Raw genomic sequence first — 14,987 nt, forward strand, 5'->3', positions numbered from 1 at the left:
AAAGTATGGGGTTCCATTGAATACAATTCTTACGGTTGAAAACTTAGGAAAGTCATTTAAGGACAAACAAATTATTTCAAATATTTCGTTTGAAGTAAAACAGGGAGAGATTATGGCTATTCTTGGACCAAACGGTGCAGGAAAATCAACAACTATTCGTAACATCATGGGAATTATGTATCCAGACGAAGGAAAAATTATGTTCCCAAACGCTTATAATGACAGTATTCCTAAAAATAAAATTGGTTATTTACCAGAAGAACGAGGACTGTATAAAAATGTAAAGGTGATGGATATTCTCCTCTATTTAGCAAAGCTAAAAGATTATCCACTCAACCGAGCAAAACAACGAGCACTTGATTATTTAAAGAAATTTGATTTGGAAGGAAAGGAAAAAGTTAGTGTGGAGGAACTTTCCAAAGGAATGGGGCAAAAAGTTCAGTTTATCGCTTCCATTATTCATGAACCGGAGTTATTAATTCTGGATAAGCCATTCTCAGGTCTTGACCCTGTTAGCCAAGAGTTGTTTAAACAGGAGATTCGACAGCTGGCTCAACATGGAACGGCTATTCTCCTTTCCTCCCATCAGATGAACCTGGTTGAAGAAATGGCAGATCGTTTATTTATGATCCACCATGGGAAAAAAGTGATTTACGGAGATATGGATACCGTAAAAACAGAATATGCTAATTTTAAATGTACTATCCATGGAAAAAATGACCGGTATGAATTAGAAAGATTGCCCTATGTACAGCGGGTAGAACAAGTGAATACCAACATATTCTTTATCTAGACAAAGAAGTTGACCCAGTTAAATGGTTAAAACAATTACCCGACCATTTAGACGTTCAGAAACTACTTTAGATCGTATTTCCTTACATGAAATCTTTATTGATATTGCGACAGATAAACAGGTACTTCAAAGAGCAGGTGAGAAGCATGCATATAACTCCATAAAGGTTGCTAAATGGGAAGTAAAACGATATATGAAAAATAAATCTTTTATTATTGGTATCTTTTTAACCCCATTATTAATCGTTGGCTTTATGCTACTTGGTGAATTATTCGGTGACAGCTCAGGGGAAGAAACAGGAGCTACTACCGTATATATTAATGATGAAGTAAATTTATTTTCTACGGTTGAAAAAGTGGTGAAAGCAAATGATTTATCCTGGGAAGTAAAGCAAACGGATATTAGTGAGGAAGAAGTAAGAAAAAAATTACAAGATGCAGAAAACACTGCCTATCTTTTTATTAATAAGGAAGCTATAGATGACGGGAAAATCCCTGTATATACTTCTGAAGAAATAGACCCTTATTTTATGGATCAAGCACATTTAATAACAGCACCCATTCAAGCACTGCAAATGAAAGAACTCGGATTATCAGATAAACAGCTAGCTGTAATTAATCGTGGCATTACTATACAAGAGACGGCTGTAGGAGAACCTGAATCTCCTGCCGAAGAAGCAAGCGGTTCTCACAACAGTGATCCATTAAAACGAATTATACCGGGGGCATTTGCCGGATTTATTATGCTCTCCATCGTGTTTACCGGTATGGCTATCTTCCAAAGTGCATCACAAGAGAAAAAAGATAAAATTGCTGAAATCATTTTATCTTCCCTAACACCAGCAGAACTAATGCAAGGAAAAATTATCGGTTATTTTGCATTAGGTATTCTGCAATCCATCATCTCGCTTGTTATTTTATTACCAGTTATCTCATGGCGGTTTGACCTTGAGATTGTAAAGTATTTATTTGTACCAGAGCTCGCTTTATATATAGCGATTGCTATTTTAGGCTACTTACTATTTGCTGCTGTTTTTGTAGGAATTGGAGCAACGATGTCCGATATGACTACTGCAGGAAATTTTCAAGGTATGGTGATGATGCTGCCATTTTTACCATTTCTCTTTATAAGTTCAGTTATTAGTGATCCGAGTGGGTTAATGGCTAAAATCGGTACTTATATTCCTTTCACATCACCAGGTGTCCTGTTATTACGGCTCACACTTTTAGAAGAGTGGCCGTGGTTGGAAATAGCAATATCGCTTACTGTTCTAATAATAAGTGTGTTGCTCTTTATCATACTTGCTGGAAAAATATTCAAAGTGGGGATATTGATGTACGGGAAAAATGTAACACCTGCAGAAATTTGGAAATGGATTAGAGCTTAAAGCAAGTTCATACAAGCGGCGATTTCAACAGAATCTCCGCTTCATTAATTCCATGATCTAAAGACCGATGTGATCATCTTGCCAAGCATTCTACCGATAAAAAGAAGCATATCCAAGGCATCCGTTAGTATATCGAATAACATAAAATGGTTATAATTATCTTCTTTATCGCTTTTTTTCTTACGCTCCATGAACGAACAACCCCCAGTTTAGCTATTTAAATTTCCTTTTTTTGGTTTTGTTTTTCTCTAAACCTTCGATAAAAATAAATACAAAAGCCAGTAACAGCGATTCCTGATAAAAGAAAGGTGATACTAGCTAATGGCTGTGCCTTAAATGCAAAAATCCACTTATCAAGCAGATAAATATCCCTGCGATCCGTTACCGTTTCCGGCGTAAATACGACGATATCCTTCCAATTCGGTTCCAACATCAAATAAGAACCGGTCCAGTAACTTAAGAAAAACGTATATATAGTGATGCCGATTAGTAAAATAAAGATAGCTATTTTTTTCATTGTGTCACCTTGACTTTTTTCTTTATATTAACATTACTTATAGCTGACCCAGGATTAATTATCACGTCTTATCTATTTATACGGAAACCATTACCAAAAAGTTTCTTGATTTCTACTAAAATAGGAAAGAACCAATCATGGCTAACGCAACGAAGACGTTACTTTTTTATACTATAGAAAAGTAATATATATAAAATATTTACCAGCTGGTTATTTCCTAAAGTTTTACCTAACTTTTTGAATAACCTCTTAAAGCACTATTCATCCTTCCAATTACTTTGCATTATTTAGTTTACACTTCTAATTTTTCTATGAATGCATACAATTTTAAAAGGGAAAGCTTATCGTCTAGCACTTTTATCTCGGGAAAAACTTGGCAATCGTGTATTATTAAAATATAAAACCGTTAAACAGTTCAATTAAGTATTACAGTACTTTCTTAAGAAAAAAAGGAGGATATACAATGAATACAGTAGTCTTTCACGGTTCCACCAGAAAGAATGGAAATACGGAATACTTAGCACACCAAGCAGTGCCTAAGGAATCAGCAACACATATTTATTTAAGAGATTATCATATTCAGCCGATTGTAGATGAACGACATTCTGAAAAAGGGTTTCCCAACATAGAGGATGATCATAATCACCTCATTGAACAGTTGCTAAATCATGACATCATCGTCTTTGCCACCCCAATCTACTGGTATGGAATGTCGGGGCCGATGAAACGCTTCATTGATCGCTGGTCGCAAACATTAAGGGATCCAAAATATCCTAGTTTTCGTCAAGCACTAAAAGGAAAACAAGTATATCTTGTACTTGTAGGAGGAGACAACCCACATATAAAAGGCCTCCCACTTGTCCAACAATTCCGTTATATATGCCAGTTTTTTAATATGGAACTAATTGATTATGTGATTGGGCAAGCTCGAAAACCAGGTGATATTATCGCCAATGAAAAAGCAATTCGATCTGCCAAGTATCTCATTAGCGACAATTCGTAAATAATCTTCTAGTTGATCTATTATCTTACTCTTCTTAATTTCCCTGTTTCTTTAAAGCTATATTTTTATTTATTCTTCTATAATCTATATGATACGGAGAGATGTCTATTTTTTTGACATCTCCTTTCTATATCTTCTAAATGTTGTCTCCTGCATCTAAAATCTCTGCTGAATGATGTTTTTTTATAAAAATGCCTTCTGTTTTTTAAAATACTGTTAGTAGTAATTTATTCTCCTATTCCCCCATAACCAGTTTACCAATAGAGGAAATCAAGAAATAAGAATCCTTACTATAAATTTGTAGTAGCTTTATAGAATTTTTACATGCTTAAAGAGAATTCTTTGTATTTAGCTGTTCAAACATAGCCTTTCTGAGTAGTTATACTAACAATGTATGCATAAACATAATTTACCGGCCGCTATTTAACATTATAAAAATTATTATAGTTCTCTTAAAATATGTATCTATTATACCGATACTATAAAAGTACTAAATAATATTTTTAGTTGGGTTTAAAAACCTATTATAGGAGTAGGTAATACCTACAGCTTGTATATATAAAAATGAGAAAAGACCTATCAAATTCAAGGTTACTCCGTTTGCTCGAAATTAACTGTAACAAAAATATCCAGGAAAAACGTAGGTATAAAGCACAACTAAAACAACTTACTAAATTAAACGTTAAGGAGGATTTGCTTATTTTGAAAAAAATCTATCTTATCATCACAAGCTTAATCATTATGTTGACCTCCCTTTTTCTCATTCCTAAACAAAGCCATGCTGCCGAAGGTGAAGTATATCAAGTTGGACAAGCTATTCTAAATGTAAGAAATGAGCCCTCTATCCATGCTGAAATTATTGGAAAACTTCATACAGGTGACCAATTGGTAGAATTTCAGGAAAAATATGGATGGGTTCAAACCTATTATGGGGGAAAGGAAGCTTGGGTAGCTAAACAACATTTAATTCCTCTTCAACAAGATAAACAAACAAATATAAAACCAACAGCTCACAAGCCAGTGACTGCACCACAGAAAAAACGTGAAGTGTCAACAAGAGGAAATGCTTCACTTAAAGGATATAATATTATGTTAGACCCAGGCCACGGAGGCCATGATCCTGGATCTATTGGGATTGGTGGATTGCAAGAGAAAGCTATAACACTTGCAACAACCAGACAGATAGCTGAACAACTACGTAATGCTGGAGCAAGTGTTTTATTAACTAGATCAGGTGATGAATATGTTTCTTTACGTGATAGAGTAGAAATTAGTCGAGCTTATTACACGCATGCTTTCATTAGTATACATTATAATGCTTTTTTTAACTCTGGTGCACATGGTCTAAACACATTTTATTATTCCTCAGCAGATCAAAAGCTGGCAGCTAAAGTTCATGCTAGCCTGGCTTCATCCATTTACCTGCAAGACAGAGGAATGAAGCAAGGAAATTATTACGTACTGCGAAATAATTATGCGCCCTCTATATTATTAGAGCTTGGGTTTATTACGAATTACTCTGATTTAGCAAATATCCAAACGAACCAGTTTCAAATACAAGTAGCAGAAGCAGTTACAAATGGTTTACGAAATTATTTTTCACATTAATTAACATAAACTTATAATCTTCCAGTTAACCTGAACCTGTTCTCTCAAATGTATGTGGAACACTTAAAAACATGTAGAGATGCAATTTTTAATAGAAAACTAGCCGTTTATGTCATTGAGTAACCAGACGATTTAACAAAGAACAAAAGATAAACGGTCACAAATCAGAGCTCTAACGAGATAAAGTGAAATTTCGTTATAAGGAGCGCTTTTTTCCTTAAAACAATAGACAATAACTAAGTTCACAACATACTTGAAAAAGAAATATACTCTTTATGTATGCGATGTGTCGCTGACGAAGCTTCTCTTGTCCTGTCAATCAATGAATCGAGATTTTAGATGCCTTTATCTCCTGCTTAAACTTCTTCTATTCTCGTTCAATTTTGAAGTCGGAATTTTACATACCTTCGATAGCATATTAAAAAACATGGGGACAAAAGAAGCCAATGTTACTTATTAAAGGAGAAAACAACTGCAAAACTTGCGGTTGTTATTTTTTTTGCAATTTCCCCTGGCCTATTAATCTGTTAACCTTTTAGTACTTTTGCATGATTTTTTCACGTTATTTGTTTAAATCATAGATTTATTGGAGAAAATTTCTATTAACGAGCTTTCATTTAATGCTTTTAACAATACACAATATTTTCTAGTTTTTTTCTCTATACGATTGTCTCCTGCATATAAAAAGGTTTTTAAGCACTTAAGCTGGACGAAGCTACGTTCAAGAAGACATCAACTTTGTAGCGACAGATAATAGACAACAAAATGCATGTAAAACAGTTAAGTTATCAATAAAAAGGAGGAGTTTATTATTTTGAAAAAACTCTATATTTCGTTAACTTGTTGTGCAATTATTCTAGCAATCTTGTTACTTTTTCCAAATCAAACATATGCTGCAAGCGGTGATATCTATGATGTTGGACAAACCAACTTAAATGTAAGAAGTGAACCATCCATCAATGCAGAAATTATTGGAAAACTGCAAGTTGGTGAACAGGTAGTAGAATTTCAGGAAAAACATGGCTGGGTTCAAACATATTATGGAGGGAAAGAAGCTTGGGTTGCTAAGCAATATTTATTAAAAAGCAAACAAATGAACCATCTTCAACCCAAAACACGAAAAAAGTCAACCACTGCAATTACCAAATCAGAGCAACCACAAGTGGCTAATTCGCATACCACAGAGAGTTCAGCTCTAAACGGTTACAATATTATGCTGGATCCTGGTCACGGTGGAAATGATCCTGGATCGATCGGAGTAGATGGTATGGAAGAAAAAATTTTAACATTAGCTACGACACACGAGATAGCTAAGCAGCTAGAATCAATTGGCGCCAATGTATTCTTAACTAGATCGAAGGACGAATATGTGTCGTTAGAAGATCGAGTAGCTATTAGTAAAGCTTATTTGACGCATGTGTTTATTAGTGTGCATTATAATGCATTTGCAGATGCTTCCGCACAAGGATTGAACACATTTTATTATTCTAATGTTGACAAAGAACTTGCTAAACATGTTCATCGTAATTTAACGTCAAAAGTTAACTTACAAGACCGTGGGGTAGTACAAAAAAACTTTTATGTTTTACGGAATAATACTGCACCTGCTATCTTATTAGAACTCGGATTTATCACCAACCCTGATGATATAAGAATTATTCAAACGAATCAATTCAAACGGGAAGTAGCAGAAGGAATTACCAATGGTTTACAACATTATTTTCAATCACATTAACTTGTAATCATCTAGAATAAAAGCTAGAAGTACTCGCTTAGCAATGGGAAAACTAGTGAACTTCTAATGAAATAAAGCGAATGAAACCTTATTCAAGTTGTTATTTTTCCTTAAAACAGTAGATCAAAGGCTACGTTTCGCAGGCGTCTTTGAAAAACCACGGATGTATAGCTGTCGTAACTTCTCTCGTCCTTGAAAAAGAAAACCACTTTTTCTGCGTGCGAAGTATTGCTGTCGTAGCAACACTGTCCTGTCGCCCCAAACGAATTACGCATTAGGTACCCACTTCATACTGAACTTATCGCATACACATTACGTTAATGCGCACCTTTCCTACGAGATAAAGAAAACTAGGTACAAGGAACCGATGTTGGCTTATCGTAGGATGAATCAAAGTTTGCTATAGCTTGAGTGCTTAAACTAGACGATGAAGCTACTTTTCAAAAAAGTTATCCTCCATATAAAACGGATAAATCTAAGACAATTAAATAAGCTATCCTTTTTTTATAGGCCAGCTTGTTTTAAAGCTAAAGAGGATAGCTTTTGTATACATAATTAATGGCATTCTATACTTTATCAAAAGAAATAACTCGTTGTCTTAGCTCCTGAACTTACATTTTGATACTTTCCTACATATTCCAAATAATTATGAAGGATGAATTTGCTTTCGTAACAAGCAAAAACGTTTATCTGTTTCAAACGTAATAATATTTATTTCTCCGTCATCTTGATTTACGCTGGAAAAAATCGTTCTGTAAGTTAAGGAAAAAATGGTATACTGAAAAAAACTAAGATAAGCGAGGGTATTATATGCATGAAAGAATCCAACAAATTATAGACAATACAGCAAATTGGCTTGGACTAGATGCGTATTATTTGAAACGACATAGCTTTTCTAAGGAACAAAATATCGAGGGAAGAATATGCTACGTGGTAACAATGGAATGGTTTCCTAATGGAAAAGCAGAAACCGATGACGGGTTAAATCCCCCAGGAACAGCAGTTGTCGATGTTGAGGTAGAAAGTGAGCAAATTAAAAGCATCCTTTTTGTTGGGGATATTTCCTATGCTAAGAGAGAAGAGTTAAGCAATCTTTATCAAGACAGTGAGAAGACAATTGAATGGTTGGAGGTATTGACCGGATTAGAGCTTGGCAAACAATTTCAGCTTGTTCATGAAACTGCTGATACGATGCGTTTTCGTGCAGCAATTGATAATATCCCGATTTATCCAGAAGGAACCATCGAGGTTTCCTTTAATCAAGATGGACAATTAACAACGTTTTATATAGACGGAGTTTTTCCGAAACAGGAAGAGGTTGAATGGGAACCTTTTTCACTAACTCCTGCCAGTTATAAACCAATAGCGAAGCAGCAATGCAGGCTATTAGAAATTCCGATGGAGGATTTACAAACATGGAAGACGGTATTTGGGATAGCAACCGTTTTTATAATGAATAGGAATCAGCAGGTCCTAGCCTACGAAACCGTAGAGGATTATTATCCTCGTACTACTCTCCATAAGCTCCTAACTTGGAAGGGAGAAGGAGAACAATCTATTTCTCTTACACCGATTGATATAACTATGGAGATTACCGAGACGGAAGCTTTAACAGCTGAAGCTATTAGTGAGTTAGAGCCGATTTCTGAATCAATTGTGTCTAAAGCGAGCCAAGAGATTAAGTTACTTTTGCAGCAGGAATTACCTGATGAAAGTGGTAAATGGAAAATAACATCGATAAAACGCGAGCCATACTTCCTATTTGCAACATTACATTTGGTTGATTCATCTAATCGTATTATCCAGCCTCGATTAAAAGTTATCTTAGATGCCGATACAATTAAAGTAGTACTTAATTACATTGATAATCGCTTTTTACTTACGATTTTTGAAGATTTCTCTGCTGCAGAGCCACCAATTTATTTCACGAGATATAGCTTTTGAAAAGCTCTCCAACCAGATAGAGGTCACTCCTGTTTACATTTATCATCAAGAATCGAAACGATATGTACTTAGCGGTAAGGTAGAATGTCAATACGGAGTAGATGCAGTATCTGAGAAGGTGATCGATTTGGATGAGTATTGAGATTTAAGCGTTTTGGCATCACTTAACAATATTCAAACACAACACCTCTTGCCATATTTTCCTTCCATATTTAACAGCAAAATGTAAAATGAAGCTTCATTCAGCAGGGCTTTGCCCTCATCCCTACAGATAAGAAGTCCTCCTTCTTGTCCTGTTGATTAACATCCTTGAAAAATTGCGATGTACGCTGTTGTAGCTTTGAACTTATCGCATATACATTACGTTAGATGTGAAAGTTTTACCGCACCATACAGGTAAAGAAAACATGCCTCTAAACAGAGGGATGCCGACGCCTGAGTGGTAAGCCCCTGTTTAGAGGCATTCCTTTAGATTCGAGCGATGTTTACTTATCGCAGGAATAAGTTCAAAGTTTGCTTATACACTTAAGCTAGACAAAAATGCTTTTCAAAAAAAAAGTTATCCACCATGTACAAACGGATATAGTTTTAAACAATTAAAAAAGCAGGCATTTATGAGAACTAGTTATGTTCCTTATAAACTGCCTGCTTCTTCTCGATTACCATTCACTAATTGAATGGTACAATATCGAAACTTATAGATCGTCAAAACCGTTCAAATCACTTGTTTTTGTATATTGACGTGATTTCTGTTCAAAGAAGTCCGTTTTCGTTCCGTCAAAATTATCAACATAAGCACGAATCCATTTCATCGGGTTGTCCGTATAATCTGGATAAACATCATGTAATCCCATCATGCGCAACATCTTATTAGCGCGGTACTTAACATATCCTGCCATTTCATCCAAATCAATACCTTCCACATTTCCGAGAACATAATTGGACCATTCGATTTCTAATTCCACGGATTCTTTAAAATGATCATAAACCCATTGGATAAATGTTTCATTATTATATTCCGGGTTTTCTGCTAATGTAGCCCGGAACAGCTCGGAAATAAACCGGCCATGTTCTAACTCATCACGATTAATATAGCTAATCATTGTTGAGGTTCCGACCATTTTATTATGACGAGCTAAATTATAGAAAAACGCAAAACCAGAATAGAAAAACATTCCTTCCAGTAGGGCTGTGTATACTAGTGTTTTCAAAATATTTTCAATTGTCGGTTCTTCGACAAATGTATTATATTGCTTGGTTAAATTTTTATTACGCTTCAATAGAACAGGATCCGTTCTTCCTAACTGGAATGATTTATTCTGTTCATCCAAGGATACGACAGAGGACAGTACGTAAGAATAACTTTCATTATGCACTGCCTCTTGCTGAGCAATAACCGCCATAATAGATTGAACAGAAGGATCTGTTGCGTATAATGAAATTAATAATGCTGTCCTTGTTTGTGGCGCATCCAATGTCGATAATAAGCCAATTATCTTCAAATACGCATCTTGTTCTTCTTCTGTAAGTGTTGGAAACTGCTTAATATCACTTTGCATATTGACTTCGTCTGCTTGCCAATAATTTCCTATCAGCCGTTTATACATTTTATACCAATGTGGATAAGCAATATCATTCCAATTCAATATTCCGCTTGATTTACCACCGAATACTCCTGTTGACTTATTAGGATTTAACGGTTCCAGTGTCTTCGCTTTTTCCAGCAATACTTTTGCCATGATATAATACTCCTTCCACCCATTCTTTCACTTTCTGTTCCTGTTTTCCTCTTGGTGACTGTTCAACCTTTAATCCAGGCCATGGACTTTCGTAAAATTTAACCAGCTTATCGACAGCTTTACAGAATAGATCATCTCCACCAAATTGTGTATCTCCAGTACCAAATACAGCGACATTGTTTGGCTTATAACCTACTTCAAGAATAAAATCTTTTACTTCTTCAGGAGTACTTCCCCGATCCCAGGTGAAAGTGCCAATGAAGATAACGTCATAACTAGAAGGATTGACTGGCGGATCAATCCCAATTCGGTGAACCGCCGTGTCTATCCCTTTTGCTTGCAATTCATTAGCGATCAGTCTCGCAACTTCCTGTGTATTACCGCTATAGGTTAAATAAGCAATGAGTGCCTTCAACTTTGACACCATTCGCATTCTTCCACATCATTAGAAGTAGAACGAACGTAGTAGGTGGTTTTTAGCCCTTCCCTCCACGCCTGTAAATGAAGACCCAATAAGATGGAAGCTCTAATGGTATTTGGTACATATAGATTAAACGAAATACTCTGGTCAATATGTCTTTGTCTAGCCGCATTCTGTTTTACGGACCAGCGCTGATCCACGATATAGGCAGAACGACGGTAAACATCATAGGTGCGATGTGTTAAATCAGGCGCCGTTACTGGGATTTTAAAATCCTTCTTTTCTTCATAGTAAAACGGCTTAAAGATCGGATCGATACTAGCAGTTGAACCTGCGATCATTGCTGTTGTAGAGTTTGGGGCAACAGCCATTAAATATCCGTTTCTTATTCCATGCTGTTTCACATCTTCTTTTAAAGCAAGCCATTCATCTTTTGTATATCCCTTAAGCTCAAAATATTCTCCGGTGCTCCACTTACTTCCTGAAAATGCAGGATAGCTTCCTTTCTCCTCACTTAGTTCCATGCTGGATTTAATCGTAAGGAAAGCAATCTTTTCGTATAATTCATCTGCATAAGTAACAGCTTCTTCTGTTTCCCACTTCATATTGTTACGAGCGAGCAAATGATGCCAACCAAATGTACCTAGCCCGATAGCTCGGTACTTTTTATTTGTCAATTGCGCCTGCATAATTGGTAAATGATTAATATCAATGACATTATCCAGCATGCGTACTTGAATCTTAATCAGACGCTCCAACACTTGATCTGGCACAGCTTTTCCAAGGTTAATGGAACTTAAGTTACAAACGACGTAGTCCCCTGATTTATATTTCTTTACAATGGTATTCTCACCTTCTAGAAATTCTTCGATAAACTCCGTGGGGGACTGATTTTGGGTAATTTCCGTACATAGATTGGAACAATAAATAATTCCTTCATGACTATTGCTATTCTGGCGATTCACTTCATCGCGATAGAACATAAATGGCGTGCCCGATTCTAATTGCGACTTCATAATTCGTTTCATAATATCAATTGCCGGGATTTTGCGCTTCGTTAACTGCTCATTGTTCATACACTCTTGATACTTTTCCCTAAAACTTCCGCTGCCTTTTTGCTCATCATAAAAATCCTCTAGTGAATAGCCCATCACTTGGCGAACTTCATGCGGATCAAACAAGTACCAATCACCGCGCTTTTCTACTTGCTCCATAAACAAATCTGGAAGCGTCACGCCCGTGAAGATATCATGTGCTCGCATTCGTTCATCGCCATTGTTAAGCTTTAAATCAAGAAATGCCTCAATATCACGGTGCCAAACATCTAAATAAACAGCAATCGCACCTTTTCTTGTCCCTAATTGATCTACGCTCACCGCAGTATTATTCAATTGTTTAATCCATGGAACAACACCGCTCGACATTCCTTTAAAACCTTTAATGGAGCTTCCGCGACTACGGATTTTCCCCACGTAAACACCGATTCCGCCACCATTTTTAGAAAGCTTAGCAATGTCAGTGTTGCTGTCGTAAATGGATTGCAAACTATCATCAACCGTATCGATAAAACAGCTGGACAATTGCCCGTGCGTCTTTCCGGCATTGGCTAATGTCGGTGTAGCTACTGTCATATATAGATTGCTTAATGCCCAATAAGCTTCTAAAACATGTTCTGTTCGCTTTTCTTTATCCTCATCTTGCATTAATGTCATGGCAATAATCATCCAGCGCTCTTGCGGCAATTCATAGACGTTTTTTTCATGGTCAGTTGCAAGATAACGTGTCGCTAGTGTGTACAACCCTAAATAAGTAAATAATAAATCTCTTGACGGATCGATATGTTTAGCGAAGAAGTCAATCTCTTTTTTGGTATACTTTTCCAAAATTGTAGATTGATAAATATTTTCTTCTGTAAGCATCGTAATTAATTGATATAATTCACCATATCTATCTGCTTCATACTTCCGATTCTGACGTGCCTCATGATAAAGCAGCTGTAAATAAATCCGGCTAGCTAAATATGACCAATCCGGCGCAGATTCATCAATATTTTCCAATGCGTTTTGCACAAGCGTGTCAAGTGCCTTATCAAGTGGTGTATCTTCCTCAATAGTTTTAAAAGATTTCTGTTTGTAGGCATCTGTTTCAATAGACAGTCCCTGTTGTGCTTGATCAATGATTTCTACAAGTTTATCCCTTGTAGATGCGATATCGGTGATCATTCCTTATCCTCCCTTTATATGCTAAAAACATTTTGATTACATGAGTTTATTTCCCTCAAAATCGAAATTCTATAAATAGTTGATAGTAGTCCAACGTAGTAGTAAGTTTAATCGTGTATTGTATGTATATTATTTGGTGTGAATCTGAAAAACGTAGAGGCATATCTGCCCATCATCTTGAGGGGATGGTAGTGCTTGATCTTAATTTTCTTATAAGTAAATACTGATTCATACATTTAAAACACAATATATAGTATGTTAGTATGATTACACCAACAATATATTGTGTTAAAAGCTTAGCATATAAATTCTATTATTGCAATCTATTAAAGCTGGAGAATGGAGAGAAATTTTCTTAAGACGATGTGAGAACAACGTTATATGCTAGAAAAAATAATTTTCCTCTTCGTTTCAGTCAAAAAACAATCATTTCAAAAAACAGCTTCGTGTACGATTTTATATCTAGCCGTAAATTTTACATCTTACCTGTAAATTGAACTCTTTCTGAAAACACACAAACTCTATTATATACTTTTTTCTTCACTTTTAAAATGGTAGTTGAGAACAATTTTTCAAAATGCTGATTTTCCTCATATCATCCATGGTATGAATCGTTCTTATACTCTACACGTTCCCTTTGCAGGCATTTTTCAATCCTTTCTTTATTTAATAGTTTATATGTTTCAAGTGGTGTTCAAAAAGAGGATATAGACCTGAGACTAAGATCACAACGTCCTTCGAAAAAATCGCGATGTATGATGTATGATTGCCGAAATTCCTCTCTTCCTGTTGTAATGCCGATAGTCTTGTACAATGGAAATTTGTGAGCGGTATGATTTCGAGTAGTGTAAACAGTTAGAAAGTAGAGTTGTCAGAAACAAGCCATGCAGAAATTTATTTTTTGAATCCTCTTTTCTTCTTCATTGAAATGAATCTAATTGCAAAGGTAAAGTTGGTCGATCATTATGTTGTTACTTGCTACTTCCTGAAATAAATTTGCTTAACTCGGTAATGAAGAATCATTCGTAACGTTATTTAAGCATATTAAAAGTGTTCCTGCAATTACAATGGATATAGGCTTTTAAAAACTCAAGTTATATCCACTTGAAGTTTTCACTCCTTCTTTTAACCTTCATTTATTGAAATTAACCATTGCCGATTTATACGTAGAATAAACTCAGGTAAAGCCTCCCTGATAGGTATAGGTCTTTACCTCTATAAATAGCTGCATCCTCCTTAGCCCATTAACAAATAAAAGCAAATTGAAATGTACCCGTTCTCATGATAGGATGAGAACAACTAACGTACTTGCATCTATAGGGAAAGAATTACGGAAAAAACCAAACATACCGGGCCAATTAAGCTGTCAAGAAATCTCAAGCCTCACTTAGGCGGGCAAAGTTCTATTCGGGATTGGCAAAGTTATCATGAACGAAAATAGACTTCTGGATCATAACTTCGCAGGTTAACTTTGGTAATACTACTATCTAGTAAGAACCCAAATCAATACTACATTACGAAAAGAGCCATTAATATGAATGATAATCAGCACGGTCTCTTTGCTGAAAAACAAAATTTGCTCCCGTGAAATCCGGAGGTACTTTCCAGAAGGTAATGT

The 14,987-nt window shown here is 35.7% G+C and carries 11 protein-coding genes; 6 read left to right on the forward strand and 5 right to left on the reverse strand.

The window, feature by feature from the left end; genetic code table 11:
• The first annotated feature begins 16 nt into the window (after positions 1 to 16).
• The gene (locus tag BN1066_RS06410; RefSeq protein ID WP_245799716.1) at positions 17 to 793 is read left to right on the forward strand and encodes an ABC transporter ATP-binding protein; all 777 of its coding nucleotides are present in this window, start codon (positions 17 to 19) and stop codon (positions 791 to 793) included.
• A 22-nt stretch (positions 794 to 815) separates the two neighbouring features.
• Positions 816 to 2,180, forward strand: coding sequence for an ABC transporter permease (locus tag BN1066_RS06415; protein ID WP_245799717.1), 1,365 nt, complete (start codon positions 816 to 818; stop codon positions 2,178 to 2,180).
• A gap of 44 nt (positions 2,181 to 2,224) precedes the next feature.
• Here BN1066_RS06415 and BN1066_RS20125 read toward each other — a convergent pair whose 3' ends face one another.
• On the reverse strand, positions 2,225 to 2,371 hold the full coding sequence (locus BN1066_RS20125; RefSeq protein WP_179104302.1) for a hypothetical protein: 147 nt from the start codon (positions 2,369 to 2,371) through the stop codon (positions 2,225 to 2,227).
• Between the two features lie 26 nt (positions 2,372 to 2,397).
• A complete protein-coding gene (locus BN1066_RS06420) occupies positions 2,398 to 2,697 on the reverse strand; it encodes a DUF4306 domain-containing protein (protein WP_077318616.1) in 300 nt (99 codons plus the stop codon).
• 463 nt (positions 2,698 to 3,160) lie between these two features.
• On the opposite strand from BN1066_RS06420, the gene BN1066_RS06425 reads away from it, so the two are divergent.
• The 4 genes from BN1066_RS06425 (at position 3,161) to BN1066_RS06440 (ending at position 8,987) form a co-directional block, all read left to right on the forward strand.
• Positions 3,161 to 3,700, forward strand: a complete 540-nt coding sequence (locus tag BN1066_RS06425; protein WP_077318617.1) for a flavodoxin family protein — start codon at positions 3,161 to 3,163, stop codon at positions 3,698 to 3,700.
• A gap of 702 nt (positions 3,701 to 4,402) precedes the next feature.
• A complete protein-coding gene (locus tag BN1066_RS06430; protein ID WP_077318618.1) occupies positions 4,403 to 5,308 on the forward strand; it encodes an N-acetylmuramoyl-L-alanine amidase family protein in 906 nt (301 codons plus the stop codon).
• A gap of 814 nt (positions 5,309 to 6,122) precedes the next feature.
• A complete protein-coding gene (locus tag BN1066_RS06435) occupies positions 6,123 to 7,043 on the forward strand; it encodes an N-acetylmuramoyl-L-alanine amidase family protein (RefSeq protein WP_077318619.1) in 921 nt (306 codons plus the stop codon).
• An 810-nt stretch (positions 7,044 to 7,853) separates the two neighbouring features.
• Positions 7,854 to 8,987, forward strand: coding sequence for a hypothetical protein (locus BN1066_RS06440; RefSeq protein ID WP_077318620.1), 1,134 nt, complete (start codon positions 7,854 to 7,856; stop codon positions 8,985 to 8,987).
• A gap of 695 nt (positions 8,988 to 9,682) precedes the next feature.
• On the opposite strand, the gene BN1066_RS06445 is transcribed toward BN1066_RS06440, so the two are convergent.
• From BN1066_RS06445 to BN1066_RS06455, 3 genes are read right to left on the reverse strand one after another with little or no spacing between them, the layout of a single operon-like run.
• Positions 9,683 to 10,726 carry a ribonucleotide-diphosphate reductase subunit beta gene (locus tag BN1066_RS06445; protein ID WP_077318621.1) on the reverse strand — a complete coding sequence of 348 codons (1,044 nt, stop codon included), beginning with the start codon at positions 10,724 to 10,726 and terminating at the stop codon, positions 9,683 to 9,685.
• Positions 10,674 to 11,153: a flavodoxin gene (locus BN1066_RS06450; protein WP_077318622.1), complete on the reverse strand. Its 480-nt coding sequence runs from the start codon at positions 11,151 to 11,153 to the stop codon at positions 10,674 to 10,676. The genes BN1066_RS06445 and BN1066_RS06450 overlap by 53 nt, the downstream gene beginning before the upstream one ends.
• Positions 11,138 to 13,369, reverse strand: coding sequence for a ribonucleoside-diphosphate reductase subunit alpha (locus BN1066_RS06455; RefSeq protein WP_077318623.1), 2,232 nt, complete (start codon positions 13,367 to 13,369; stop codon positions 11,138 to 11,140). The genes BN1066_RS06450 and BN1066_RS06455 overlap by 16 nt, the downstream gene beginning before the upstream one ends.
• Positions 13,370 to 14,987 lie beyond the last annotated feature (1,618 nt).

It is taken from the genome of Virgibacillus proomii, assembly GCF_900162615.1.
GTDB classification, from domain to species: Bacteria; Bacillota; Bacilli; order Bacillales; family Amphibacillaceae; genus Virgibacillus; species Virgibacillus proomii.